Genomic DNA, 26,182 nt, shown 5'->3' with positions numbered 1-26,182 from the left:
GCCGGCCCGCCCGCCCGAGCCCGCGCACGCCGCCCCGGCGCAGTCGCCGGTCGCGGCCGCCGCAGCCGCCGCCGCGAACGAGGCCGCCGACGACCTCGACACCGGCCTGCGGGAGTGGGACGCCTCGTCGGGTCGCTGGGTCCGGGTCGCGGACAGCTGAGGGCCGGCGGATGAACTGGGCATGGGAGAACCGCAGCTACATCGGTGACCTGATCGGCGAGCACGCGATCCTGGCGTTCGTGCCGCTCCTGATCGGTCTGGTGCTCGCGCTGCCGCTGGGCGTCCTCGTGGCGTACTCGCGCAGGTCCAGGTTCCCGATCCTCGCGTTGTGCACGTTCCTGCAGGCGATCCCGGCGCTGACGTTCTTCATCGTGTTCCCGTCGCTGCTCGACACGAAGCTCAACGACCGGATCAACGTCGTCGTCGGTCTCTCGCTGCTCGTCCTCGGGCTGCTCACCCGCGCGGTCGCGGAGGCGGTCGTCGCCGTCCCTGCCCACGTCCGGCTCGCGGCCGACTCGATGGGGATGTCCGGCTTCGCGCGGACGACGAAGGTCGAACTGCCGGTCGCCCTGCCGGCGATCGTCGCCGCGCTCCGGACCGCCGCCGTCCTGTGCGTGACGCTCGCGACCGCGGCCGCCATCCTCGGCGTGCGTGGTCTCGGGACCCTGTTCATCGAGGGCTACGACACCGGGTTCGAGACCGAGGTGCTGGTCGGCATCGCCCTGGTCGGGCTGATCGCGTTCGGCGCCGACGTGGCGCTGGTGCGCGCGGCCCGCTTCCTGGCGCCGTGGTCGAAGCTGGTGACGATCCGATGAACCTGATGTGGAACTACCTGTCCGACGCCGACAACTGGAGCGGCAGCGACGGCATCGGGGCCCGCATCCTCGAGCACCTGATGCTCAGCCTCGGTGCGCTCGTGATCGCGGCCCTGATCGCGTTCCCGATCGGCCTGATGGTGGGTCACGGCCGCCGCGGCGACGACGTGCCGATCACCCTCGGCGCGCTCGGTCGCCTCGTCGCCCCGCTCGGCGTCTTCTGCTACTTCGCGCTGAAGATCGACACCGGCAACGACGCTGTGCTGCTCGGCCTGGTGATCCTGGCCGTCCCGCCGATGATGACGGCCGCGTACACGGGGATCCGGCTCGTCGACCAGGCCGCGGTCGAGTCCGCGCGCGCCGCGGGCATGTTGCCCAGTCAGATCGTGCGCTCGGTCGAGGTGCCGATGGCGCTGCCGGACCTGATCGAGGGCGTCCGCAAGTCGACGCGGCAGGTCGTCGCGATGGCCGCCGTCGCCGCCTTCGTCGGGGCGGAGGGCCTGGGCCGGCTGATCATCGACGGGCAGTCGGACGAGTTCCGCAGTTACGGGATGGTCGCCACCGGCGGCGTCCTCATCGCCGTCCTCGCCGTCCTGCTCGACGCGATCATCGTCGCCGTCGGGCACCACTTCACCTCGCCCGGCCTGACCCGCCGTTTCCGCGCCCCCGCGGACCGGCCCGCGTCGGCCGGGGGCCCGGGGGCCGCCCCGGTCTCCACCTACCCGACGATGCCCCCGCCGGCACCGGAACCCTGACGCCGGAGCCGCGCGTGGACGCCGGGACGGGCTTCGACGGGATGTGGGCCGAGCTCGCGGGCATCGGCCGCGACGCGACGAGCGGTGGCTACCGCCGCTTCGCCTGGACGGCCCCGGACCTCACCTGCCGGGAGTGGTTCACCGCGCAGGCGAAGGCGCGCGGCCTGGCCGTCGAGCGCGACCGCAACGGCAACCTGTGGGCGTGGCTGGGCGAGCGCCTGCCCGGGCCGGCGGTCGTGACCGGCTCGCACCTGGACTCCGTCCCCGACGGCGGTGCCTACGACGGCCCGCTCGGGATCGTCTCCGCCTTCGCCGCCCTCGACGCGCTCGCCGCCGACGGCTGGACCCCGCCGCGGCCCGTCGCGGTCGTGGCCTTCACCGACGAGGAGGGGGCGCGCTTCGGTGTCCCGTGCATCGGGTCGCGCCTGCTCACGGGCACGCTCGACCCGACGCGGGCCGCCGGCCTGCGTGACGGGGACGGGGTGACGCTCGCGCAGGCCATGCGCTCCGCCGGCGCCGACCCGGCCTGGCTCGGCGCGGACCGGTCGCGGCTGGCCCGGATCGGGGCGTTCGTCGAGCTCCACGTCGAGCAGGGTCGCCACCTCGCGAACACGAGCGCGCCCGTCGCGGTGGGGTCGGGGATCTGGCCCCACGGACGCTGGAAGCTGACGTTCCGCGGCCGCGCCGACCACGCCGGCACCACGGCGCTGGGTGACCGGTCCGACCCGATGCTCGCGTTCGCCGCCTCCGTGCAGCAGGCGCGGACCGCGGCCCTGCACCTGCGCGCCCGGGCCACCGTGGGGAAAGTGACGGTCCGTCCGAACGGCACGAACGCGATCCCCTCCGAGGTCAACGCCTGGCTCGACGCCCGCGCCTCCGACGAGGCGACCGTCCGCGCCGTGGTCACCGAGGTCGTCGACGCCGCCCGCAGGCGCGGCGCCGAGGACGGCGTCAGCGTGGACCTGGCCGAGGAGTCCTGGTCGCCCGCGGTCACGTTCGGCGGGGACCTCGCGGCGCGCGTGGCGTCCCAACTCGGGGGAGTGCCCGTGATCCCGACCGGGGCCGGACACGACGCGGGCATCCTCGCCGCCGCCGGGATCCCGACCACCATGCTGTTCGTCCGCAACCCGACGGGCGTCTCGCACGCTCCCGACGAGCACGCCGAGACCGCCGACTGTCACGCCGGCGTCTCGGCGCTCGCCGCGGTCCTCGCCGACCTCGCGGCCGACGACTCCGCCGACCCGGTCCCCACCGCGTGAGCGCTCCCGACCCGGACGCGCTCTTCTGGTGCGAGCACGTCCTGCTGCCCGACGGCCCGGCCTCCGGGGTCGCGGTCGCCGTGAGCGGGGACCGGTTCACCGCCGTCACCCCGGCCGCGGCGCCGCCCGCGGGCGCGACGCCGCCCGCGGGCGCGACCGTCCTGCGCGGCCTCACGGTCCCCGGTCTGGCGAACGCGCACTCCCACGCCTTCCACCGCGCGCTGCGGGCCCGGACCCACGACGGGAGCGGGGACTTCTGGACCTGGCGCGAGGCGATGTACGCCGTCGCGGAACGGCTCGACCCGGACTCCTACCTCGCTCTCGCCCGGGCCGTGTACGCGGAGATGGCGCTGGCCGGCATCACCGTCGTGGGGGAGTTCCACTACCTGCACCACGGTCCCGGCGGTGCTCCGTACGCGGACCCGAACGCGATGGGAGCGGCCGTCGCCCAGGCGGCGCGGGAGGCCGGGATCCGCATCACGGTCCTGGACACCTGCTACCTGACCGGCGGCTTCGGCCAGGACCTGACGCCGGCTCAGGCGCGCTTCTCCGACGGTGACGTCGGCGGCTGGCTCGGCCGGGTCTCCCGGTTCGACCCGGGCCCGGGGGCGAAGCTCGGCGCGGCGGTGCACTCGGTGCGCGCGGTCCCCGCGCGGGACGTCGAGATGGTCGCCGAGTGGGCGGCCCGGGGTGCCGTCCTGCACGCCCACGTCTCCGAGCAGCCCGCGGAGAACGAAGCCTGCCTCGCCGCCACCGGGCGCACGCCCACGGCGCTGCTGCACTCCGCCGGAGCCGTGGCGAGCAACTTCACCGCCGTGCACGGCACGCATCTGACGCCCAGTGACATCGACCTGTACGGGATGAACCGCGCGACGGTCTGCTTCTGCCCGACGACCGAGCGCGACCTCGCGGACGGTGTCGGTCCCGCCGGTGCGCTGCGGGCCGCCGGGGCGGCGATCTCCCTCGGCAGCGACAGCCACGCCGTGATCGACCTGTTCGAGGAGGCGCGCGGTGTCGAGCTCGACGAGCGGCTCGTCACGGGCCGCCGCGGCACGCACCCGGCCGAGGACCTCCTGGCCGCCGCCACCGCCGCCGGACACGCCTGCCTCGGCTGGCGCGACGCGGGGCGCATCGAGCCCGGCGCTCTCGCCGACCTCGTCACGATCAGCCTCGACACCCCGCGGACGGCGGGCTGCCCGCCCACCGCGGCGACGGCGGTGTTCGCCGCGACCGCCGCCGACGTCCGGCACGTCGTCGCGTCCGGCCGCGTCGTCGTCGCCGACGGGGTGCACACGCTCGTCGAGGACGTTCCCGGGGCGTTGCGCGCGGCGATCGAGGCGGTCCGGTGAGCGCGGTCCTGCTCGACGACATCGCCTCGCTCGTCACCAACGACCCGGCGGCGGGCCCGGGGCTCCTCGGCGAGGTCCGCGGTGCGGCGCTGGTCGTCGAGGACGGCAAGGTCGCCTGGCTCGGCCCCGCCGACCGGGCCCCGGCGTGCGACGCGGGGGTCAGCGCCGCCGGTGGCGCCGTGCTGCCGGGGTTCGTGGACTCGCACACCCACCTGGTGTTCGCCGGCGACCGGCTCAGCGACTTCGTCGGACGCATGTCGGGCCGCCCCTACGCCCCGGACGGGATCGCGAGCACGGTGGCCGCCACCCGTGCGGCACCCGACGAGATCCTCACCGCGAACGTCGCCCGCCTGCTCGGTGAGCTGCGGGCCGGCGGAGTGACGACCGTCGAGGTGAAGTCCGGCTACGGGCTCACCGTCGCGGACGAGGCGCGTGCCCTGATGATCGCCCGTCAGTTCACGGCCGAGACGACGTTCCTCGGCGCGCACGTCGTCCCGACCGAGTACGCCGCCGACCGCGCGGCCTACGTCGACCTCGTCACCGGCCCGATGCTCGCGGCCGCCGCCCCGCACGCGCGGTGGATCGACGTCTTCTGCGACCGCGGCGCCTTCGACGAGGCCGAGGCCCGGGCGGTCTGCCGCGCCGGGCGCGCCGCCGGTCTGACGCCCCGTCTGCACGGCAACCAGCTCGAGCCGGGGCCCGGCGTCCGGCTCGCGGTCGAGATCGGCGCCGCCTCGGTCGACCACTGCACGCACCTGACCGACGCCGACGTCGACGCCCTCGCGAACAGCAGCACCGTCGCCACCCTGCTGCCGGGTGCGGAGTTCAGCACCCGGGCCCGGTACCCGGACGCGCGGCGGCTGCTGGACGCCGGCGTGACCGTGGCGCTCGCGACCGACTGCAACCCGGGCACCTCGTACACGACCTCGATGGCGCTGTGCATCGCGCTCGCCGTGCGCGAGATGGGCATGACCCCGGCCGAGGCCGTCCACGCCGCGACCGCCGGGGGCGCCCGGGCCCTGCAGCGCGACGACATCGGGGTCCTGCGTCCCGGCGCCCGCGCCGACCTCGCGATCCTGGCCGCCCCCGACGTCGGCTACCTCGCCTACCGGCCGGGGGTCCCCCTGGTGGCGGCCGTCTGGAAGGACGGCCGTCCGGTCTAGGTCGCGCGCCGCGGGGCGACGGTGTGGACCGCCCAGCGGGTGATCGGGATCAGCAACGGGGCGGCGGCGAGCAGCATGCCGAGCGCGAGCAGGAGGGCCACGACCCGCGTGCGGAACGCGGGTCCGCCTCCGGGGGCGCGCAGCAGCCGCAACATGTCCGCAGGGTACCTGCCGGGCCGGGGTCGTTCCGGGCGTTCGTCATGGTCCGGCACGGACGGGGCAATGCCGCTGGAACTCTCACGTTCGTGTGACAGGATCCGGCCTTCGGGGGAATTGTCGTCGTGCCCGTCCCGAGGGGAGCCATGCGCGCAGTACCGGTGATGGCGTTGGCTGCCGTCGTCGCTGCCGCGGGCATCGGGATCCACGTCGCCGACGCCGAGCCCGCCGCACCGGCGGCGCTGGTCGCCGAGGGCTCGCCCGCCTCGTGGGCGACGCAGGCGCTGCTCCAGGACCTCACCACCGGCCCGATCCGCGTCACGCGGGACGCGCGGGGCCTCGCGCACCTGCTCGGTACGGACATCGGCAAGCCGATCCCGCTGCCGGCCGGGATCTCCCCGGCCGCCGACGTCGAGACCCAGGCCCGCGCCCATCTCAAGCGCGCCGCTGCCCTCTTCGGCCTGAGCGACGTGGCGAAGGAGCTGCGCCTCATTCCCGAGGTCGAGGGGTTCGAGAACTCCTTCGGCACCGACCGGCTGGTCCGGTTCCAGCAGCTGCGCGCGGGGCTCCCGGTCCTCGGCGGCGAGCTCGCCGTCGTCCTCGACCCTCTCGGGGCGCTGAAGTCGGTCACCGGCGAACTGGCGCCCACGGGACAGAACCCCCGCCCCTCGGTCTCCGCCGAGCGGGCCCGCGCCACCGCGCTCGCCGCGGTGCTGCGCGAGCACCCCGACGCGCACGCCCCGGCGGTCCGGGCGTCGACGCCGGAGCTGTGGCACCTGGACCCGGTGCTGATCGGTGTCCCCGACACCCACCACATGCCGACCGGCCCGGTCTGGCGGATGGAGGTCAGCGACGCGGGCGCGGTCCGGGAGATGGTCCTCGTCGACGCGCGCACCGGCACCATTCCGCTGCAGCTCGACCTGATCATGCACGTCAACCGGGTGGTCTGCGACCGCAACAACCAGGCCGACAAGTCCGACCTCGGGCAGGACTGCAAGCCCACCTACGCGCGGGCCGAGGGGCAGGGCCCCAAGGGCACGCCGGTCGACGTCGACGAGGCCTACGACTACGCCGGCGCGACGGTCGCCTTCTTCTCCAAAGTGCTCGGTGTCGACCTGACCGCCTCGCTCGGTGTCGACGTCGGCGACGGCAAGCGGTTGCGCTCGACCGTCCGGTACTGCCCGGGCAACACCCTGTGCTCGGCGACGAACGGCAACCTGTTCGACAACGCGTTCTGGAACGGCCGTGGCATGTACTACGGCCAGGGCTGGACGCGCGCGGACGACATCGTCGCCCACGAGATCGCCCACGGCGTCACCGAGAAGACCGCCCGCCTGCTGTACCTGTACCAGTCGGGCGCGATCAACGAGGCGATGTCGGACATCTTCGGCGAGCTCGTCGACCTCGCGAAGCCCACGGACGACGGCGACACCCCTTGGGTCATCGGTGAGGACGCGCCGCTCGACCAGATCCCGGTGCGCAACATGGCCGACCCGCGCCTGACGCTGCTCCCGCCGCTCGGCCAGCCGGACCGGATGACCGCGCCGAACTACGACGCGGACCTGTTCTTCGTCGACAACGGCGGCGTCCACAACAACAGCGGCGTCGGCAACAAGGCGGCGTACCTGATCGCGGTCGGCGGCTCGTTCAACGGGCAGTCGATCACCGGGCTCGGGAACACCAAGACCGCCGTCCTGTTCTTCCGCACCCTGCGGATGCTCACCTCGGGCGCCGACTACGCCGACCTCGGTGGCGCTCTGCAGCAGGCGTGCCGCAATCTCGTCGGCCAGTCCGGCTTCACCGCCGCCGACTGCACGTCGGTGGACCGCGCGGTGATCGCCACCGAGATGAACAAGCAGCCGCCCGGCCGCGCCGGCGCCCCGGAGGCGGGGGTCTGCCCGAGCGGCACACGCCGGGTCGGGATCGTCAACGACGGCTTCGAGAAGTTCGACAAGAAGACCTGGGCGCTCGGCGACCAGTGGTCGCTGATCAACGACTACGCCCGCAGCGGCGCGTTCAGCATCTACGGCATCGAGCCCGACCGTGCGCTCTCCAGCCCGGCGACGCTGAAGACGAAGGTGCTGATCCCCAAGGGCGTGAAGCCGTACCTGCGCTTCGAGCACCAGTACCGCCTCGACCACAGCCTCGGCGAGACCGGCGTGGTCACGCAGTACTACGACGGCGCGGTGCTGGAGTACCGGGTCAACGGCGGGTCCTGGACCAGTGCCTCCGGGCAGACGTGGGAGAACGGCCCCACGCGGCGGATCAGGCCCGACGGTGGGTCGCCGTACGTCGCGTTCGGGGGCGACAGCAAGGGCTACGGCTCCAGCCGCCTGGACCTGAGCTTCCTCGCCGGCAAGACCGTCGAGTTCCGCTGGCGGGTCATCGGCGACCGGGCGATCGCCTTCGACGGCTGGACCCTCGACGACATCACCGTCTACGTCTGCGGCACGACCAAGCCCAGCGATCCGCGCAACGTCAAGGTCACCGTCAAGGGCAAGGCCGCGACCGTGAAGTGGAGCCCGCCGGTGTACGCGCCCGCGGGCGGCGTGACCGGCTACCAGGTCGTCGCGAAGGTCGGGACGAAGAAGATCACCAAGAACGTCAAGGCCTCGAAGCGCCAGGTGAAGTTCACCAAGCTCAAGTCCGGCAGCTACACCTTCACGGTGTCCGCCAGGGGCGCCGGGGGCAAGGGTCCCGGCGCGGCGGGCAAGAAGAAGATCAAGTAGCCCGTCCGACGCTCCCCGGCCCGGGCCGGGGAGCTTCCGCCTGCCCGCGTCCGGAGCCGGGAATAGGCAGGTCACGGGCATGGTTGAGCCGATCAGACTCAAGGAATTTGACGGTGGGGCGACCACCCTCATAACCTGAGCGCAGGAAGCTCAACTTGTGGAGGAACCAATGGCTCGTGCGGTCGGCATCGACCTCGGTACGACGAACTCGGTCGTCGCGGTCCTGGAGGGTGGGGAGCCCACCGTCATCGCCAACGCGGAAGGCGCGCGCACGACCCCGTCGGTGGTCGCGTTCGCCCGGAACGGCGAGATCCTGGTCGGTGAGGTCGCCAAGCGGCAGGCCGTCACCAACATCGACCGGACCATCCGCTCCGTGAAGCGGGAGATGGGCACCGGGTGGAAGAAGGAGATCGACGGCAAGCAGTTCACGCCGCAGCAGATCTCGGCGTTCGTCCTGCAGAAGCTCAAGCGCGACGCGGAGGCCTACCTCGGCGAGAAGGTCACGGACGCGGTCATCACCGTCCCGGCGTACTTCTCCGACTCCGAGCGCCAGGCCACCAAGGAGGCCGGCGAGATCGCGGGTCTGAACGTCCTGCGCATCATCAACGAGCCGACCTCGGCCGCGCTCGCGTACCGCCTCGACAAGGACGAGTCCGAGCACCGCATCCTCGTCTTCGACCTCGGTGGTGGCACGTTCGACGTCTCGCTGCTCGAGATCGACGAGGGCCTCGTCGAGGTGAAGGCCACCAGCGGTGACAACCGCCTCGGTGGTGACGACTGGGACCAGCGGATCATCGACTGGCTCGTCAACAAGTTCAAGGCGGCCAACGGCATCGACCTGACCAAGGACAAGATGGCGATGCAGCGCGTCCGCGAGGCCGCGGAGAAGGCGAAGATCGAGCTCTCCTCGACCCAGCAGACCTCGATCAACCTCCCGTACATCACGCAGGACGCCGAGAAGAACGCGCTCTTCCTGGACGAGACGCTCACCCGCGCCGAGTTCCAGAAGATCACCGCGGACCTGCTCGACCGCTGCCGCAAGCCGTTCAACCAGGTCATGAAGGACGCCGGCCTGACCGTCGACAAGATCGACCACGTCGTCCTCGTCGGTGGCTCGACCCGCATGCCGGCCGTCACCGACCTGGTGAAGGAGCTCACCGGTGGCAAGGACCCGCACAAGGGCGTGAACCCGGACGAGGTCGTCGCCATCGGCGCGGCCCTGCAGGCCGGTGTCCTCAAGGGTGAGGTCAAGGACGTCCTGCTGCTCGACGTCACCCCGCTGTCCCTCGGCATCGAGACCAAGGGCGGCGTCATGGACAAGCTCATCGAGCGCAACACGACGATCCCGACCAAGCGGTCCCGCGTCTACACGACGGCCGAGGACAACCAGCCGTCCGTGCTGATCCAGGTCTACCAGGGCGAGCGTGAGATGGCCCGGGACAACAAGAGCCTCGGCAACTTCGAGCTCACCGGTCTGCCGCCGGCGCCGCGGAACGTGCCGCAGATCGAGGTCACCTTCGACATCGACGCCAACGGCATCGTGCACGTGAACGCGAAGGACCTCGGCACCGGCAAGGAGCAGTCGATGACCGTCACCGGCGGGTCCGCCCTGCCGCGCGAGGACATCGACAAGATGGTCCGCGACGCCGAGCAGTACGCGGAGGAGGACCGCAAGCGGCGTGAGGCGGTCGAGAACCGCAACCAGGCCGAGTCGTTGGTCTACCAGACCGAGAAGTTCCTGGCCGACAACGCGGACAAGCTCGCCGAGGGCGACGCGGCCGCGAACAAGGCGACCGTCGAGTCCGCCATCGCCGACCTGAAGAAGGCGCTGGAGGGCAACGACGACGAGGCCATCAAGGCCGCGACGAAGAAGGTCGCCGACGCGAGCCAGCAGCTCGGGGCCGCGATGTACGCCGGTGCCCAGCCGACCGCCGAGGGCGGCGCCGCCGGTCCGGGTACGGGTGCGCAGGACGACGAGGACGTCGTCGAGGCCGAGATCGTCGACGAGGACCCGAAGTCGTGACTACCGAGAACGAGCAGACTCCGTTCGAGCCGGTGATCCGTGACAAGCGGCGCATCGACCCGACCACGGGTGAGGTCCGTCCTGACGCCGCCTCAGTTCCGGGTGGTGGCGTCAGCGACGCGGCTCCCGGCGGGGCTCCGAGCATGACGCCGCCGATGGCCCCGCCCGGGTCCGTCGGCGGGCCGAACGACGGGGCCGTGGAGGCGGAGCTCGCGGAGCGGACCGCGGACCTGCAGCGGGTGACGGCGGAGTACGCCAACTACCGCAAGCGGGTCGACCGGGACCGCGAGGCCGTGCGGGAGCTCGCGTCGATCGCGGTGCTCTCCGAGCTGCTGCCCGTGCTCGACGACATCGGCCGGGCGCGGGACCACGGAGAGCTCGTCGGTGGCTTCAAGGTGGTGGCGGAGGGGTTGGAGGCCACGTTGAACAAGCTCGGCCTCCAGGCCTTCGGCGCCGAGGGCGACGCGTTCGACCCGAACGTCCACGAGGCGCTGATGCACGAGTACTCGGCGGAGGTCTCCGAGGCGACGTGCGTCCAGATCCTCCAGCCCGGCTACCGGGTCGGCGAACGGATCATCCGGCCGGCGCGGGTCAAGGTCGCGGAACCGGACCCGGCCGGTCAGAACTGACGAACAATCACTTGAGCACGAAGGGAGGGGCGGCGTAGAGATGACGCGTGAGTACTTGGACAAGGACCTCTACGCCGTCCTCGGCCTGAAGAAGGGCGCGACCCAGACCGAGATCAAGAAGGCCTACCGCAAGCTGGCCAAGGAACTTCACCCCGACTCGAACAAGAACAACCCCGAGGCCGAGGCGAAGTTCAAGGAGGTCTCGGAGGCGTACTCGGTCCTCGGCGACGAGGCCAAGCGCAAGGAGTACGACGAGGGCCGCGAACTCTTCGCGGGGGGCGGCTTCCGGAACTTCGGCGGCCCGGGGCGCGGGGGAGCCCCCGGCGGCGCCAACTTCGACTTCAACTTCGGCGGTGGCGACGGCGGGCTCGGCGACATCCTCGGCGGCATCTTCAACCGCCGGGGGCAGAGCGCCGCGCGGCGCGGAGCCGACGTCGAGACCGCGGTGACGATCGACTTCGTCCAGGCCGTCGAGGGTGTGACCGTTCCGCTCCGCCTCACCAGCGAGCGGGCCTGCCCGACGTGCGCCGGGACCGGCGCCCGGTCGGGGACGACGCCGCGCGTCTGCCCCGCCTGTGAGGGCGTCGGCAGCGTCAGCCGCAACCTCGGCGGGTTCGCGATGAGCGAGCCGTGCCAGGCGTGCCGCGGTCGCGGGCTGATCGTCGACGACCCGTGCCCGTCCTGCTCCGGCAGCGGACGCGGCCAGAGCTCGCGGACCGTCAACACCCGCATCCCCGCCGGCGTCGCCGACGGGCAGAAGATCAAGCTCAAGGGCAAGGGTGCGCCCGGCGAACGCGGCGGCCCGCCCGGTGACCTGTACATCAGCGTCCACGTCCGCCCGCACCCCGTGTTCGGGCGCAAGGGCGACAACCTGACGCTCACGCTGCCGGTCACCTTCCCCGAGGCCGCGCTGGGTGCCGAGGTGAAGGTGCCCACCCTGACGGGCGCGCCGGTCACGCTCCGCCTCGCGCCGGGCACCGCGAACGGCCGGACCATGCGGGTCCGCGGCCGCGGTGTGCCGCGCAAGGACGGGACCCGCGGCGACCTGCTCGTCACCGTCTCGGTGGCGGTGCCGGCGAACCTGAACAGCGACGCGCGCAAGGCCCTCCAGGCCTTCGCCGCCGCGACCGCCGGCGACGACCCCCGCGCCGATCTGCTGGCCACCGCGGCCCGAACGGCCGCGGCGACGGAGGAGGAGGCATGAGTTCCCCGCGCGACGAGACCTGGGAGGTGGGCGTCTACGTCATCTCCGTGGCCGCGCAGCTCTCCGGACTGCACCCGCAGACCCTGCGTCAGTACGACCGGCTGGGCCTGGTGTCGCCCGGTCGCACCTCGGGCCGCGGCCGGCGTTATTCGGCCCGCGACATCGAGCGCCTCCGCGAGGTCGCCCGCCTCTCGCAGGAGGAGGGCGTCAACCTCGCCGGCATCAAACGGATCCTCGACCTCGAGAACGCCAACGACCAGCTCCGCAACCGCATCGCCGACCTGGAGGCCGAACTCGCCTTCGTCACCGCGGCGCTGCGGGAGAAGACCTCCGAGGCGACCTCGCCGAACTACCGCCGCGTGAATCTGCCCGCGGTGTACGAACCCCCGCCGAGCGCGGTCGTGGTCTGGCGCCGCGAGACCCGCCGACCCGGCCCTGATCTACCCCGCTGACCCCCGCGGCCGAGTGGCCGCGGCAAAGGGAGAACCCCGTGGACGCGAACAAGCTCACCACTCGCAGCCAGGAGGCCTTCTCGACCGCTGTGCGCCGGGCCGCGACGGCCGGCCACAGCCAGGTCGAGCCGGTGCATCTCCTGATCGCTCTGCTCGCCCAGCCGGACGGCACCGCCCGTCCGCTGCTGACCGCCGCCGGCGCGAACCCGGACACGATCGCGACCGCCGCCGAGGCGATGCTGGACCGCCTGCCGTCGGCCAGCGGCTCGACCGTCTCCGCCCCCGGCATGTCCCGCCAGGCGTACGCCGTCCTCGCGACCGCCGAGGAGCGCGCGAAGGAGCTCGGTGACGAGTACATCTCGACCGAGCACCTGCTCGTCGGTCTCGCGACCGGTCCGAGCCACGTCGCCACGTTGCTGGCGGAGCATTCGATCACGCCCCAGAAGCTGCTGGACGCCTTCGCCGACGTCCGCGGCAGCGCCCGCGTGACCACCCCCGACCCCGAGGGCACCTACCAGGCGCTGGAGAAGTACGGCGTCGACCTGACCGCGGCCGCCCGCGAGGGCAAGCTCGACCCGGTCATCGGCCGTGACTCCGAGATCCGCCGCGTCGTGCAGGTGCTCTCCCGGCGCACGAAGAACAACCCCGTGCTGATCGGTGAGCCCGGCGTCGGCAAGACCGCCGTCGTCGAGGGTCTCGCCCGGCGCATCGTCGAGGGCGACGTCCCCGAGTCGCTGCGCAACAAGCGGCTGATCTCGCTCGACCTCGCGGCGATGGTCGCGGGCGCGAAGTATCGCGGTGAGTTCGAGGAGCGGCTCAAGGCGGTCCTGAAGGAGATCAAGGACTCCGACGGCCAGATCGTCACGTTCATCGACGAGCTGCACACGATGGTCGGCGCCGGCGCGTCCGAGGGCTCGATGGACGCCGGCAACATGCTCAAGCCGATGCTCGCCCGTGGCGAGCTGCGCTTGGTCGGCGCGACGACCCTCGACGAGTACCGAGAGCGCATCGAGAAGGATCCCGCGCTGGAGCGCCGCTTCCAGCAGGTCTTCGTCGGGGAACCGAGCGTCGAGGACTCGATCGGCATCCTGCGCGGGCTGAAGGAGCGCTACGAGGCGCACCACAAGGTCGCGATCGCCGACTCGGCGCTGGTCGCCGCGGCGACGCTGTCGGACCGCTACATCACCGGCCGGTTCCTGCCCGACAAGGCGATCGACCTCGTCGACGAGGCGGCCTCGCGGTTGCGGATGGAGATCGACTCCTCGCCGGTCGAGGTCGACGAGCTCCGGCGCACCGTCGACCGGATGAAGATGGAGGAGATGGCGCTCGCGCGGGAGAACGACCCCGCGTCGGCCGAACGGCTGGAGCGCCTCCGTGCGGATCTGGCGGACCGTCAGGAGCAACTCGCGGCCCTCACCGCCCGGTGGGAGCAGGAGAAGTCCGGCCTGAACCGCGTGGGTGAGCTCAAGCAGCGCCTCGACGAGTGTCGCAACCAGGCCGAGCGCTACCAGCGCGAGGGCGACCTGGAGAACGCCTCCCGGCTGCTCTACGCGGAGATCCCCGCCCTCGAGCGGGAGATCGCCGAGGCGAGCGCGGCCGAGGAGGACCGGGGCGAGGTCATGGTCGCCGACGAGGTCGGCGCGGACGACATCGCCGCCGTCGTCGCGGCCTGGACCGGCATCCCGGTCGGCCGGCTGCTGGAGGGCGAGTCGGCGAAGTTGCTCCGGATGGAGTCCGAGCTCGGCAAGCGCCTGATCGGCCAGGTGGACGCCGTCCGCGCCGTCTCCGACGCGGTGCGTCGCACCCGGGCCGGCATCGCCGACCCGGACCGGCCCACCGGCAGCTTCCTGTTCCTCGGTCCGACCGGTGTCGGCAAGACCGAGCTGGCGAAGGCGCTCGCGGACTTCCTCTTCGACGACGAGCACGCCCTCGTGCGGATCGACATGAGCGAGTACGGCGAGAAGCACTCCGTCGCCCGTCTCGTCGGGGCCCCGCCCGGGTACGTCGGCTACGAGGAGGGTGGCCAGCTCACCGAGGCCGTCCGGCGCCGCCCGTACACGGTGGTGCTGCTCGACGAGGTCGAGAAGGCGCACCCGGAGGTCTTCGACGTCCTGCTGCAGGTGCTCGACGACGGGCGTCTGACCGACGGCCAGGGCCGCACCGTGGACTTCCGCAACGCGATCCTGATCCTGACCTCGAACCTGGGGTCGCAGTTCCTCGTCGACCCGACGATGGACGACGACCAGCGCAAGGACGCAGTGCTCAGTGCCGTGCGCGCGAGCTTCAAGCCCGAGTTCGTGAACCGGCTCGACGACATCGTCGTCTTCCGGGCGCTGACGACCGAGGACCTGACCTCGATCGTCGACATCCAGGTCGCACGGCTGGCGAAGCGGCTCGCGGAGCGGCGCATCACGCTCGATGTCACCCCCGCCGCGGCGGAGTGGCTGGCGCTGTCCGGGTACGACCCGGTCTACGGCGCGCGGCCGCTGCGCCGGCTGATCCAGACGGCGATCGGCGACCAGCTCGCCAAGCAGGTCCTCGCCGGCGAGGTCCGCGACGGTGACATCGTCACCGTCGACCTCGCTGCCGCGAAGGACGGGTTGGAGCTGGAGGTCAGGCGCGCCTGATCAGCGGGCGTGGGCGTTGACCCAGTCGCGCCAGACCGAGTCCCACTCCTGGACGTCGCACGGGCGGAGCTCGGAGTCCGCGAGGACCCGGACCTTCATGCCGTTCGCGCGGCGCGCGAAGACGTCGGAGTCGGGGATCTGCGCGTCGAGGTGCTCGGCGAGCGGCTCGACCTCCGGCGGAACGACGGGGCCGGGCTCGGGCTCGCCGCTCCACTTGTCCCACGCGCACTCGGTGAGGGCGTGGACGAACTGGCGGTGCAGGGCGGTGCGGACCGTCTCCGGGAGGTCCGTGCCGTGCTCGGCGCGGGCCTTGCGGGCGTAGCGGACGGTCTTGGCCTCGGCGCCGCACTGCTTCGTGCAGTACGGGGTCGGGCGGTTGCGCGCCTCGAAGCGGCCGCCGCAGTTCGCGCACTCGTACGTCTCCGGACGCAGCAGCGACGGAACCGCGCTCGGGGCGCCGCCACCGCCGACGGTCGCACCTTCGACAGCGAGCTCAGCGACCGCCGGAAGGGTCGACACGATCGAGGGTGCGCCAGGAGCCACGGCTGCAGTTCGACGAGTCATGGTCTGAGTATGGGTGCCTCTGACGAGACCCAACTTTCCCTTGACCTGATCAAGGTCGAACCGAGAACTGCGAAACCGGACACACCCAGACAACGGTCCGCGTGCCGCGCGCTCAGTGTCGGAGGAAGACGTCGCCCGAGCGGTTGCGGTCGCCCCGGACGAGGTTGCTCGCCTCCGAGGTGAAGGCGACCCAGCGGCCGTCGCCACTGATCGCCGGCTGGACGCTGGTGCCGTTGCCCTGATGGTCCTCGGCGTCGACGCTGATGCGCGTCGTGCGCCGGGTCGTCAGGTCGCGCAGGAAGATCTCGCTGCCCGGCCGGCCGTCGCCGGGGACGAGGTCCGAGGCATAGGACGCGAACGCCACCTTCGTGCCGTCGCCGCTGACTGACGCCTCGTAACTCTCGGCAATCCCTTGCGCACCCTCGGTGCTGACGCTCACGAGTTCGGTCCGCCGGGTGATCCGATCGTGGACGAAGACGTCCGAGACGAAGTTGTCGTCGCCGGCGTTGAAGCGGTGAAAGATGAACGCCGGCAGGTTCTGCGTCCCGGGCACGAGCGAGACCAGGCTCGAGGCGTTCGAGGTGAACGCGACGATCCGGCCGTCGTCCGAGATCGACGGGGCACCGCTGTCGTCGTTGGTCTCGCCACCGAGCGAGTTCACGCTGACGCGCTGCGTGTACCCCAGGCGGCGGTCCCGGACGAAGACGTCGTCGGCGAGGTTCGTGTCGCCGGGCACGAGATTCGTCGCCGCCGAGGCGAACGCGACGACCTGCCCGTCGTGGGAGAGCGCGATGTCCCCGCTCCCGCCGTTGGGTTCGCCGTTCGTGGCGGAGCGGGTCACCCAGTCGAGGACGTTGCCCGCCCGGTCGACGAGGTAGATGTCGGTGACCTTGCCCGGCCGGCCCGCCCGCAGGTTGGTCGCCGAGGACTCGAACGCGATGACGTTGCCGTCGCCGCTGATCGTCGCGAACCCGCTGGAGGCGTCGGTCTCCTTGCCGTCGATCCCGCGGCTGACGCGCGTGGTCGTGTGCTCCACGAGGTCGTGCACGAACACGTCGCCCTCGCGGTTGAGGTCGTCGGGCACGAGGTTGGTGGCGAACGAGTCGAAGACGACGAAGCGGCCGTCGTCGCTGATCGAGGGGTTGTAGCTGTCGAGGTTCCCCTGCCGGCCCCGGCTGCTCACGCTGACCCGTGTGGTCGTCCCCGCCACCATGTCGCGGACGAAGATGTCGCGCCGGTGGTTGGTGTCGCCCGGCACGAGGTTCGAGGCCTCCGAGGCGAACGCGACGTACCGGCCGTCCCGCGACACCGACGGGGTGAAGCTGCCGTTGTTCGGCTCCCCGCGCCCGCCGTCGGTGCTGACGCGCAGGGTCTCGTGCCCGCCCTCCGCCGCGGTCGCGGCCACCGGAACTCCGGGCGCCACCGCCAGCGCGCAGGCGAGGGCCCCGATCAGGCCGACCCGCGCGCGGTGTCTCACCCCGAAAACGCTACGCGCAGTCGGGCGAGGGCGTCATCGAGAACCTCGGGCCGTTTGCAGAACGCCCAGCGGACGAGGGAGCGGCCGGGCTCCGGGTCGTCGTAGAAGACGCCGAGGGGGATGGCGACGACGCCGGCCCGGTGGGGGAGGTCGCGGCAGAACGCGACGCCGTCGGTCCACCCGAGCGGCCGGACGTCGGTGGTGACGAAGTACGTCCCCGCCGGCTGGACGACGTCGAAGCCGAGCTCGCGCAGCCCGCCGGCGAGCTGGTCGCGCCGGTCGCGGAGCTGGTCGCGGAAGCCGGTGAAGTAGGAGTCCGGCAGGCCGAGCGCCATGGCGATCGCGGGCTGGAACGGGGCGCCGGAGACGTAGGTGAGGAACTGCTTCGCCGTCCGGACCGCGGTGACGAGCTCCGCCGGGCCGCACGCCCACCCGATCTTCCAACCGGTGAAGGAGAAGGTCTTGCCCGCCGAGGAGATGCGGACGGTCCGCTCGCGCATCCCCGGCAGCGTCGAGATCGGGATGTGCTCGCCGTCGAAGACCAGGTGCTCGTAGACCTCGTCGGAGACGACGAGCAGGTCGTGCTCCACCGCGACCTCCGCGACCGCCGTCAGCTCCTCCCGGGAGAGCACGCGCCCGGTCGGGTTGTGCGGGGTGTTCAGCAGGATCAGCCGGGTGCGCGGCGTGACCGCGGCGCGCAGCTCGTCGGGGTCGATCGCGAACTCCGGCGCCCGCATCGTGACCGGGACCCGCACCCCGCCGGCCATCGCGATCGTCGCGGCGTAGGAGTCGTACCAGGGTTCGAAGGCGAGAACCTCGTCACCGGGGTTCACCAGGGCGAGCACGGCGGCGGCGATCGCCTCGGTCGCGCCGGCGGTCACGAGGATCTCGCCGTCGGGGTCGTGGTCGAGACCCCAGAAGCGGCGGTCGTGCTCGGCGATCGCGGTCCGCAGCGCCGGGATCCCCGGCCCCGGCGGGTACTGGTTCGCCGTCCCCGACCGCAGCGCGGCGACGACCGCGTCGACGATCTCGGCCGGCCCGTCGGTGTCCGGGAAGCCCTGCCCGAGGTTCACCGCCCCGGTCCGGGCGGCGAGGGCGGACATCTCGGCGAAGATCGTCGTCCCGAGGCCGTCGAGCCGCTGCGCCATCCGCCCCGTCGTTCCCGCTGTGCCCATTCCGGCAGCGTAGAGCCGGTGCGGGGGCCGCCTGCTTGGGTAGGGTCGCGAGGTGCCCACCGCCTTGATCACCGGCCCCACCTCGGGGATCGGCAACGCGTTCGCCCGTCGGCTCGCCGCCGACGGCTGGGATCTCGTCCTCGTCGCCCGCGACTCCGCGCGGCTGGACCGCGTCGCGGCGGAGCTGCGCGCCCGCTCCGGGGTCGAGGTCGAGACGCTCCCGGCCGACCTGAGCTCCGAGGCCGCCCGCGCCGCGGTCGTCGAGCGGATCCTCGACGAGGACCGCCCGATCGACCTGCTGGTCAACAACGCCGGCCTGGCCGGGCCCGGGGCCGTGCTGCGCAGCGACTACCGCGCGCAGGACGAGGTGCTGGGCGTCATGGTCCGCGCGGTCCTGCAGCTCTCGCACGCCGCGCTGCAGGTCATGGCGGCCCGCGGCCACGGCGGCATCGTCAACGTCTCCTCGGTCGCCGGCTTCGTCCCGCGCGGCACGTACAGCGCCGCGAAGGCGTACGTCACGACCTTCACCGAGTCCCTCGCCGAGGAGGCCCGCGGCACCGGCGTCCGCGTCGTCGTGACCTGCCCCGGCTTCACCCGGACGGAGTTCCACGCCCGCAGTGGCGCGGACACCGACAACATCCCTGACTTCCTGTGGCTGTCCGCGGACAAGGTCGTCGACGACGCGCTGGCCGCGCTGCGTCGCGGCCGTGTCGTCACCGTGCCCGGCCTGCAGTGGAAGGTGATCACCGCCGCCGCCAAGCACCTCCCGGTCCGCCGCATCGTGCGTGCGACCCGGATGCTCGGCCGTACCCCCCGCAGTGAGATCGGCACGAGGACGGAGCACACCCGATGAGCGACAAGCCCGAGATCGACTTCCCCGGCGGCGAGCCCCCCGCGGACCTGGTCATCACCGACCTCAAGGTCGGCGACGGCGCCGAGGCCAAGCCCGGCGCGACCGTGAGCGTCCACTACGTCGGTGTCGCGTTCTCGACCGGCGAGGAGTTCGACGCCAGCTGGAACCGCGGCAGCCCGCTCCAGTTCCAACTCGGTGCCGGCATGGTCATCGCCGGCTGGGACCAGGGCGTCGCCGGCATGAAGGTCGGCGGCCGTCGCCAGCTCGTCATCCCGCCGCACCTCGGCTACGGCCAGCGGGGCGCGGGCGGCGTCATCAAACCGGGCGAGACGCTGATCTTCGTCGTCGACCTGCTCAGCGTCTGACGCACACCGGGGAGCGGCGGGTCAGAACGCCCGCCGCAGCCCCGGCACCAGCCGCCCGACGGCGGTGATCGCCATCGACGCCGCGAGCGTCGCCACGAGCAGGGCGACGCCGAGGCCGAGCATCCCCGGCAGGTCGGTCGGGAACGGGTAGCGCTCGCGCAGCTGCGTGAGCACGGCCGGGTGGGCGAGGTAGACCCCGAAGCTGAGCGCGGACAGCCGCGCGACCGTGCGGGAGCTCGTCAGCCGGGGCAGGTGCCGGGGGAGCGCGCGCAGCAGCACCGTCGCGCCGAACGCCGTCACGATCACCGACGGCGAGAGCGGCAGCAGCGCGTACTCGACGTACTCCGGCCCCATCGAGACCGACAGCGCCCAGCCGCCGACGGTCGTCAGCGCGACCCCGCCTCCCAGGGCGAGCGCGCCGAGCCGCACGAGGCGCCGGGTCAGCGGCAGCCGGCAGACGAGCAGCCCGCCGACGAAGTAGCCGAGGTAGGGCAGGAAGCGGGTCGCGGCGTTGCCGGACCCGCTCTCGAACAGGACCACCGCGGCCTGGTCGAGCGCGCCGATCGCGAGCAGCACGACGACGAACGCGACCAGCATGCGCTCCGAGGCGTACAGCACGATCAGCCGCACGAACGGCGTCAGCGCGTACAGGCCGGCGAGGACGAACAGGAAGTACAGGTGGTAGTAGACGCCGCCGCCGATCACCTCGCGCGCGACGCCTTCGCCGCCGAGGTCGTCCCCGGCGGTGAACTCGCGCAGCGCCAGGTAGAACGCCACCCAGACGGCGAGCGGGATGCCGATCCGGTGCAGGCGGCGCCGGTAGAACTCCGCCGGGGGTAGCCCGGCCCGCGGTGCGAGCAGCAGGGCGCCGCTGATCGCGAGGAACAGCGGGACGCAGAACCGCGAGAACGCGCTGATCGTCATCGCCGCCCACCAGGCGGGTGAGCTGCGGTCCTCGACGTCGAACCGGATGGCCGGCGCGAAGACGTGCGCGACCACGACGGCGACCATCCCGGCGACGCGGGCGAAGTCCATCCACTCGGTGCCGGTGCGCCGCGGACCGGCCGAGGTGTCGGTGCGTCCCGCCCCGGGGACGAACGCCGTCCGCGGGGCCGTTCCGGTCCCGGACATGCCCGGCGGGCTACCCGCGATCCCGACCGACGAAAGCCGATGTGACCGGGGGCACAGGCCTCGCGGGAAGACCCGGGCCGCTCCTACTGTTCGGTAACAAACGACCAGTGGGCGGGCGAGGAGGCTGCGGTGACGGCAACGGACGGGCGCGAGCGCACCTACACCTGGGTGGACCCGAAGATCTACGTCGAGGCCGCGCAGGGCCGCTCCGGGCTGGAGCTGTTCCAGTACCTGCTCGAGACGAACACCCCGCCCCCGCCGATCTCCCAGACCCTCGGCTTCCGCCTCGTCGAGGTCGACAAGGGCCTCGCGGTGTTCGCGATCTCCCCGGCCGAGCACCTCTACAACCCGATCGGCTCGGTCCACGGCGGCGTCTACGCGACGCTGCTGGATTCCGCCGCCGGCTGCGCCGTCCACACCACGCTCGAGGCGGGGGTCAACTACACCTCGCTCGACCTCGCGGTGAAGTTCCTGCGCCCGATGACCCCCGACGGCGGCGAGGTCCGCGCGATCGGCACCGTCGTCCACTCCGGCCGCCGCACCGCCCTCGCCGAGGCCAAGATGGTCGACGAGAAGGGCCGCCTCCTCGCCACCGCGACCAGCAGCTGCCTGATCCTGAACGATCTACACCGAGTGCGCAGTTGAGCCCCGGTTGCGGCCGGTCGAGCGGTGCTGATCTGCGCACTCGGCGCAGGTTGGCCCCTCAGGCGACCGGGTCGCCGGCCTCCGGCTCGGTGGCGTGCTCGGTGCGGGAGCGACGCTCGCGAAGCAGGTGGATCGCGATCGGGAGCACCGAGAGGGCGACGACGCCGAGCAGGATCGCCTCGACGTGCTCGCGGACGAAGTCGACCTCGCCGAGCTGGTAGCCGAGCACCGTGACCCCGACGGCCCAGAGCAGCGCGCCGACCATCGAGTAGAGCGTGAACGCCCGGGCGTTCATCTTCACCGAGCCGGCCATGAACGTGATCAGGGTCCGGACGATCGGGACGAACCGGGCGAGGACGATCGCGCGGCCGCCGTGCTTGTCGAAGAACGCCGCGGTCTTCTCGACGTACTCCTGTTTGAAGATCCGTGAGTTCGGCCGCGCGAAGACGGCCGGGCCGGTGCGTCGGCCGATCCAGTAGCCGACGAGGTTGCCCGCGGTCGCCGCGATCCACAGACACACGCACGCGAGCCACAACGGCTGGCTCAGGGTGTCGTCGGCGAGCAGCAGGCCCGCGATGAACAGCAGGCTGTCGCCGGGGAAGACGAGGCCGAGCAGGATGCCGCACTCGGCGAAGATGATCAGCAGCAGTCCGGCGAAGCCGAAGTTGTCGATGAGCTGCTCAGGTTCGAGCCACGACGGGCCGAGCGCGACATTCACCCCGCGAGGTTATCCGCCCGTGCGCGCCGTCGGGCCAAGATCCACCGGACGGCGGCAGCGATCAGCATGAGCGCGCCGCACGTCAGGCCGATCGCGATCGCCGTGTTCCGCAGCCACGAGATCTCGTACGAGTAGTAGCCGAGCAGGATCAGTCCCGCTCCCCACGTCACCGCGCCGACGACGTTCGCCGTGACGAACCGCCGGTAGGGCATGCGGGCCACGCCGGCGACCACCGGCGTCGCCGTCCGCAGCCACGGGAACCAGCGGGCGACGACGACCGCGATCGGGCCCCAGCGGTCGTAGAACGCCTCGGCCTTGGCGATGTGCGCGGCCATCTTCGGCTTGGTCTCCAGCCACGGCCGGCCCCAGCGTCGGCCCGTCCAGTAGCCGACGGCGTCACCGGCCACGGCGGCCACGCAGACACCGATCGTCAGCGGCCACAGCGCGACGTCCGAGTGGGGCGACGCGGCGACCAGGCCGGCCCCGAACAGCAGCGCGTCCCCGGGGAGGAAGAACCCGAGCAGGATCCCGGACTCGACGAAGACGAACGAGAGGACGACGAGGTAGACCAGCCCCGTACTCAGTCCCTGCAGGTCGAGGGAGAGTTCGACCCCCGCCGCCGAGATCACCCGGTCACCCTACGTCGGGGGTCCGGTCCCCGGCGGAACTCAGGCCTTCGTGAAGCGCAGGGAGTTCAGCCAGGCGTCCCGGGTCTGCTTCATCTCCGCGGTGGCCTTCACCTTGGCCCGGTAGATCAGGCCGAAGAGGAACTTGCCGTCGACGAGGATGTAGCGCGCCGTCACCCGGGCCTCGCGGTCGGACTTCAGCGCGCCGACGATGGTCCCCTCGATGGCGGGCGAGCCCCGGTAGGTGAAGGTCCGCGAGTTCGTGATCCGGCCGCCGGTCTGCCGGGCGGCGCTGTTCAGCGCGTCCCGCAGGTTCGGCTTGCCGTGGTTCGCGTAGGACGCCCGACTGCTGGAGAAGTCCGCGTTCTCGGTCCGCAGCGTCCAGACGTCGTAGGTCAGCTTCAGCCCGGTCTTCGCGCGCTCCTTGGTGTTCCGCGCCGCCTCCGGGAAGACGATCGAGTAGCCCTTGCCCTTCGCGGTGAACGCGGTCGAGGTGGGGCTGGGCTCGGGCGTCACCGACGGCAGCGCCTCCGGAGCCTCGCCCTCGCCGCAACCGGTCAGGAGCAGGGCCCCCGCGAGCAGGGCGGGCGCGAAGCGGGTGCGGCGCATCAGGAGAACTCCACGGAGTTGACGAAGGTGAGAAACGCCGAGGTCGGCCCGGCGCTGCCGCCCCGGTCGAGGAAGAGCAGGCCGTACATCACGCGGTCCACGACGACGTAGCGGGCGAAGATCGTGACTTCCTTGCCCTTGTCCTTGACGCCGACGATCGTGCCCTCGATCGCGGGCTTCTTCTTGTAGGTGAAGGTCCGTGAGGTCGCGATCTTGCCGCCGGCCTGTTTCGCGGAGGTCTCCAGCGCCTCCTTGAGGCTGGGCAGCGTCCCGACCTTCGGGTAGTGGCCGCGGGTCACGGTGTACACCTCGGTCGCGGCCTCGTAACGGAAGATGTCGAAGGTGATCGACGTGGAGCCGGCCTTGCCGGTCTGCGTGAAGCGCTCCGGTTCGCCCGGCAGGCGGAACGTGATCCCGTTCCCCTTCACCTCGACCCCGCCCGGGGCCGGGGTGGTCGCCGGTCCGGCGGTGGCGGCGCCGTCGGGGGAGGAGGACGCCGACGGGGTCGGCGTCGGCTCCGGGGTCTCGCCGATCGGCCGGGACTTGACCGGCGTCTGGTCGGCGGCCGACGACGGGATCGGGTCGTCGTCGCCGCCGCAGCCGGCGAGCAGGCCGGCAGCCAGGACGACGGAGAGCGCGGGGCCGAGGGCGATCCGCAGTGCGTGCGAGGGCGCGGTTCGAGCCGAGTCCGAGGTGATCACGACACCAGTGTCCCGCGCCGGGGTCCCCGGGCGGGCGGAGCGGGGCCCTAGTCTCGCTCCGTGTCGGAGGACCGCGGTGAGTCGGAGGGCCGGGGCGGGGCCGAGGACGTCCTGGACGTCGGCGTGGGCCCCCACCCGGAGCCCTGGCCGGACGACCCGCGGCTGGACCCGGACCTGCTCGCGAACGGGGACCGGCGCAACGTCGTCGACCGGTACCGCTACTGGCGCCGCGAGGCCGTGGTCGCCGACCTGGACACGCGGCGGCACACCTTCCACGTCGCGATCGAGAACTGGCAGCACGACTTCAACATCGGCTCGGTCGTGCGGACCGCGAACGCGTTCCTGGCCGCGGAGGTTCACATCGTCGGGCAGCGACGCTGGAACCGCCGGGGCGCGATGGTCACCGACCGCTACCAGCACGTCCGGCACCACCCGGACGCGGCGGCGCTCGGCGCCTGGGCCGCCGCGGCCGGCCTGCCGCTGATCGGGGTCGACAACCTCCCGGGGTCGGTCCCGCTGGAGACCTACCCGCTGCCGCGGGAGTGCGTCCTGCTCTTCGGCCAGGAGGGCCCGGGCCTGTCCGCGGCCGCGCACGCCCGGTGCGAGGCGATCCTCTCGATCGCGCAGTTCGGGTCGACGCGGTCGATCAATGCCGGTGCGGCGTCGGCGATCGCGATGCACGCGTGGGTCCGCCGGCACGTGTTCGGGCAGGAACCGGGGCAGGAACCCCCTGCGGAGGTGGACGGATGACCCGGGTCGTGGTGGTCGGCGGCGACGCCGCCGGCATGAGCGCGGCCTCGGCCGCCAAGCGGGCCCGCCCGGACCTGGAGGTGATCGCCTTCGAACGCGGCGAGTACACCTCCTACTCGGCCTGCGGCATCCCCTACTGGGTCGCCGGTGACGTCGCGAACTGGTCCGACCTGATCGCCCGCTCGCCGGAGGAGCACCGCCGCCGGGGCGTCGACGTCCGGCTGCGGACCGAGGTGGTGGGGATCGACCCGGCCGCGGGCACGGTGACGGCCCGGGAGCCGGACGGGTCCGAGACGACGGTCGGCTGGGACCACCTCGTCCTCGCGACCGGGGCCGAGCCGGGGAAGCTGACGGTGCCCGGGCACGACGCGGCGGGCGTGCTGTCCGTCCAGCGGATCCCGGACGGGCAGGCGATCCTCGACGCCGTCGCCTCCGGGGCGGAGCAGGCCGTGGTCGTCGGCGCCGGCTACATCGGCATCGAGATGGCGGAGGCGCTGCTGCGCCAGGGCCTGGCGGTCACCGTTCTCGACCGCGGTGCGCAGCCGATGGGCACGCTCGATGAGGACCTCGGTGTGCACGTCCGCGCCGCGATGGAGGGCGAGGGCATCGCCGTCCGCACCGGCGTCGAGGTCGAGGCGTTCGAGACCACCCCCACCGGTGCGGGCGGCCGCCGCGTCACCGGCGTCGTCACCGGCGACGGGACGTTCGCCGCCGACCTCGTCGTGTGCGGCCTCGGGGCGAGACCGGCGGTCGGGCTGGCGAGGGACGCCGGGCTGCCGATCGGGGACGCGGGCGGCCTCCGCACCGACGACCGGCAGCGGGTCACCGGCGACCATCCCGCGGCCGGGCACATCTGGGCCGGCGGGGACTGCGTCGAGGTCCACGACCGGATCGCCGACCGGTACGTCACCGTCGCGCTCGGCACGCACGCGAATCGGCACGGCCGGGTGATCGGCGCCAACCTCGCCGGACGTGACGCCCGCTTCCCGGGCGTCATCGGCACCGCCGTGACCAAGATCTGCGCCCTGGAGATCGGGCGCACCGGCCTGGGGGAGCAGGCCGCCGCCGACGCCGGGTTCGACGCCGTCGCCGCGACCGTGGAGTCCACCACCCGGGCCGGCTACATGCCCGAGGCGGGGCCGATCCGGGTGAAGCTGATCGCCGAGCGCAGCTCGGGCCGGATCCTCGGCGGGCAGATCGTCGGCCGCAACGAGGGGGCCGCGAAACGCATCGACGTCATCGCCACCGCGGTCTGGTGCGGACTGAGCGCGGACGAGCTCGCCGACGTCGACCTCTCCTACGCCCCGCCGTTCTCCCCGCTGTGGGACCCGGTCACGCTCGCCGCCCGTGAGGTCGCCGCGCGGCTGGGGTAGATAGCCTGCCCCTACCGCCGAGAAGCACCGGGAG

24 protein-coding genes and 1 pseudogene are annotated in these 26,182 nt (G+C 72.5%); 16 read left to right on the top strand and 9 right to left on the bottom strand.

What is annotated here, in order from left to right; translation table 11 throughout:
* The first annotated feature begins 170 nt into the window (after positions 1–170).
* From ABD401_RS21480 to hutI, 5 genes are read left to right on the top strand one after another with little or no spacing between them, the layout of a single operon-like run.
* Positions 171–815 carry an ABC transporter permease gene (locus ABD401_RS21480; RefSeq protein WP_344608592.1) on the top strand — a complete coding sequence of 215 codons (645 nt, stop codon included), beginning with the start codon at positions 171–173 and terminating at the stop codon, positions 813–815.
* Positions 812–1,570, top strand: a complete 759-nt coding sequence (locus tag ABD401_RS21475) for an ABC transporter permease (protein WP_344608590.1) — start codon at positions 812–814, stop codon at positions 1,568–1,570. Before ABD401_RS21480 ends, ABD401_RS21475 begins: the two co-directional genes overlap by 4 nt.
* Positions 1,571–1,611: 41 nt before the next feature.
* Entirely contained in the window at positions 1,612–2,829 is a 1,218-nt protein-coding gene (locus tag ABD401_RS21470) for an allantoate amidohydrolase (protein ID WP_344608598.1), read from the top strand.
* Positions 2,826–4,178 (top strand): formimidoylglutamate deiminase, encoded by a 1,353-nt coding sequence (locus ABD401_RS21465; RefSeq protein ID WP_425566220.1) that lies wholly within the window; start codon positions 2,826–2,828, stop codon positions 4,176–4,178. The genes ABD401_RS21470 and ABD401_RS21465 overlap by 4 nt, the downstream gene beginning before the upstream one ends.
* Positions 4,175–5,341 (top strand): imidazolonepropionase, encoded by a 1,167-nt coding sequence (gene hutI, locus ABD401_RS21460; protein ID WP_344608589.1) that lies wholly within the window; start codon positions 4,175–4,177, stop codon positions 5,339–5,341. Before ABD401_RS21465 ends, hutI begins: the two co-directional genes overlap by 4 nt.
* Here hutI and ABD401_RS21455 read toward each other — a convergent pair.
* Positions 5,338–5,496: a hypothetical protein gene (locus tag ABD401_RS21455; protein ID WP_344608587.1), complete on the bottom strand. Its 159-nt coding sequence runs from the start codon at positions 5,494–5,496 to the stop codon at positions 5,338–5,340. The genes hutI and ABD401_RS21455 overlap by 4 nt on opposite strands.
* A gap of 147 nt (positions 5,497–5,643) precedes the next feature.
* On the opposite strand from ABD401_RS21455, the gene ABD401_RS21450 reads away from it, so the two are divergent.
* From ABD401_RS21450 to clpB, 6 genes are all read left to right on the top strand, one after another.
* Positions 5,644–8,226 (top strand): M4 family metallopeptidase, encoded by a 2,583-nt coding sequence (locus ABD401_RS21450; RefSeq protein WP_344608585.1) that lies wholly within the window; start codon positions 5,644–5,646, stop codon positions 8,224–8,226.
* A gap of 169 nt (positions 8,227–8,395) precedes the next feature.
* Complete coding sequence (gene dnaK / locus ABD401_RS21445; protein WP_344608583.1) at positions 8,396–10,249, top strand: molecular chaperone DnaK; 1,854 nt, start codon at positions 8,396–8,398, stop codon at positions 10,247–10,249.
* Positions 10,246–10,878 carry a nucleotide exchange factor GrpE gene (gene grpE, locus ABD401_RS21440; RefSeq protein WP_344608581.1) on the top strand — a complete coding sequence of 211 codons (633 nt, stop codon included), beginning with the start codon at positions 10,246–10,248 and terminating at the stop codon, positions 10,876–10,878. Before dnaK ends, grpE begins: the two co-directional genes overlap by 4 nt.
* 40 nt (positions 10,879–10,918) lie before the next feature.
* Positions 10,919–12,082, top strand: coding sequence for a molecular chaperone DnaJ (gene dnaJ / locus ABD401_RS21435; protein ID WP_344608579.1), 1,164 nt, complete (start codon positions 10,919–10,921; stop codon positions 12,080–12,082).
* A complete protein-coding gene (locus ABD401_RS21430; protein WP_344608577.1) occupies positions 12,079–12,534 on the top strand; it encodes a heat shock protein transcriptional repressor HspR in 456 nt (151 codons plus the stop codon). Before dnaJ ends, ABD401_RS21430 begins: the two co-directional genes overlap by 4 nt.
* A gap of 38 nt (positions 12,535–12,572) precedes the next feature.
* Positions 12,573–15,161: an ATP-dependent chaperone ClpB gene (clpB, locus tag ABD401_RS21425; protein ID WP_344608575.1), complete on the top strand. Its 2,589-nt coding sequence runs from the start codon at positions 12,573–12,575 to the stop codon at positions 15,159–15,161.
* On the opposite strand, the gene ABD401_RS21420 is transcribed toward clpB, so the two are convergent.
* The 3 genes from ABD401_RS21420 to ABD401_RS21410 all read right to left on the bottom strand — a co-directional run bounded on the left by ABD401_RS21420 (position 15,162) and on the right by ABD401_RS21410 (position 18,377).
* Positions 15,162–15,680, bottom strand: a complete 519-nt coding sequence (locus tag ABD401_RS21420; RefSeq protein ID WP_344608573.1) for a hypothetical protein — start codon at positions 15,678–15,680, stop codon at positions 15,162–15,164.
* 157 nt (positions 15,681–15,837) lie between these two features.
* Entirely contained in the window at positions 15,838–17,202 is a 1,365-nt protein-coding gene (locus ABD401_RS21415) for a TolB-like translocation protein (protein ID WP_344608572.1), read from the bottom strand.
* The gene (locus tag ABD401_RS21410; protein ID WP_344608570.1) at positions 17,199–18,377 is read right to left on the bottom strand and encodes a pyridoxal phosphate-dependent aminotransferase; all 1,179 of its coding nucleotides are present in this window, start codon (positions 18,375–18,377) and stop codon (positions 17,199–17,201) included. Before ABD401_RS21410 ends, ABD401_RS21415 begins: the two co-directional genes overlap by 4 nt.
* Before the next feature lie 52 nt (positions 18,378–18,429).
* Here ABD401_RS21410 and ABD401_RS21405 point away from each other — a divergent pair, with 52 nt between their 5' ends.
* Positions 18,430–19,230 (top strand): SDR family NAD(P)-dependent oxidoreductase, encoded by an 801-nt coding sequence (locus tag ABD401_RS21405; RefSeq protein WP_344608568.1) that lies wholly within the window; start codon positions 18,430–18,432, stop codon positions 19,228–19,230.
* Positions 19,227–19,595 (top strand): FKBP-type peptidyl-prolyl cis-trans isomerase, encoded by a 369-nt coding sequence (locus ABD401_RS21400; protein ID WP_344608566.1) that lies wholly within the window; start codon positions 19,227–19,229, stop codon positions 19,593–19,595. The genes ABD401_RS21405 and ABD401_RS21400 overlap by 4 nt, the downstream gene beginning before the upstream one ends.
* Positions 19,596–19,616: 21 nt before the next feature.
* Here the strand turns inward: ABD401_RS21400 and ABD401_RS21395 are convergent, their stop codons facing one another.
* Positions 19,617–20,726, bottom strand: a complete 1,110-nt coding sequence (locus ABD401_RS21395; RefSeq protein ID WP_344608564.1) for an acyltransferase — start codon at positions 20,724–20,726, stop codon at positions 19,617–19,619.
* A 96-nt stretch (positions 20,727–20,822) separates the two neighbouring features.
* Here ABD401_RS21395 and ABD401_RS21390 point away from each other — a divergent pair.
* Positions 20,823–21,371: pseudogene (locus ABD401_RS21390) on the top strand (PaaI family thioesterase); the annotation flags it as partial.
* Positions 21,372–21,429: 58 nt separating this feature from the next.
* On the opposite strand, the gene ABD401_RS21385 reads toward ABD401_RS21390, so the two are convergent.
* From ABD401_RS21385 to ABD401_RS21370, 4 genes are read right to left on the bottom strand one after another with little or no spacing between them, the layout of a single operon-like run.
* Positions 21,430–22,089 (bottom strand): DedA family protein, encoded by a 660-nt coding sequence (locus ABD401_RS21385; RefSeq protein ID WP_344608562.1) that lies wholly within the window; start codon positions 22,087–22,089, stop codon positions 21,430–21,432.
* Positions 22,086–22,718 (bottom strand): DedA family protein, encoded by a 633-nt coding sequence (locus ABD401_RS21380; RefSeq protein WP_344608560.1) that lies wholly within the window; start codon positions 22,716–22,718, stop codon positions 22,086–22,088. The genes ABD401_RS21385 and ABD401_RS21380 overlap by 4 nt, the downstream gene beginning before the upstream one ends.
* 39 nt (positions 22,719–22,757) lie before the next feature.
* Positions 22,758–23,324 carry a hypothetical protein gene (locus ABD401_RS21375; protein ID WP_344608558.1) on the bottom strand — a complete coding sequence of 189 codons (567 nt, stop codon included), beginning with the start codon at positions 23,322–23,324 and terminating at the stop codon, positions 22,758–22,760.
* Positions 23,324–24,025, bottom strand: coding sequence for a hypothetical protein (locus tag ABD401_RS21370; protein WP_344608556.1), 702 nt, complete (start codon positions 24,023–24,025; stop codon positions 23,324–23,326). Before ABD401_RS21370 ends, ABD401_RS21375 begins: the two co-directional genes overlap by 1 nt.
* 60 nt (positions 24,026–24,085) lie before the next feature.
* On the opposite strand from ABD401_RS21370, the gene ABD401_RS21365 reads away from it, so the two are divergent.
* Both ABD401_RS21365 and ABD401_RS21360 read left to right on the top strand, forming a co-directional pair.
* Complete coding sequence (locus ABD401_RS21365) at positions 24,086–24,775, top strand: TrmH family RNA methyltransferase (protein ID WP_344608554.1); 690 nt, start codon at positions 24,086–24,088, stop codon at positions 24,773–24,775.
* Positions 24,772–26,148: an FAD-dependent oxidoreductase gene (locus ABD401_RS21360; protein ID WP_344608552.1), complete on the top strand. Its 1,377-nt coding sequence runs from the start codon at positions 24,772–24,774 to the stop codon at positions 26,146–26,148. Before ABD401_RS21365 ends, ABD401_RS21360 begins: the two co-directional genes overlap by 4 nt.
* Positions 26,149–26,182: the final 34 nt, after the last annotated feature.

The organism is Sporichthya brevicatena, from assembly GCF_039525035.1.
GTDB classification, from domain to species: Bacteria; Actinomycetota; Actinomycetes; order Sporichthyales; family Sporichthyaceae; genus Sporichthya; species Sporichthya brevicatena.
The sequence above is the reverse complement of the archived record's forward strand: the minus strand, read 5'-3'. Positions and strand labels throughout refer to the sequence as shown.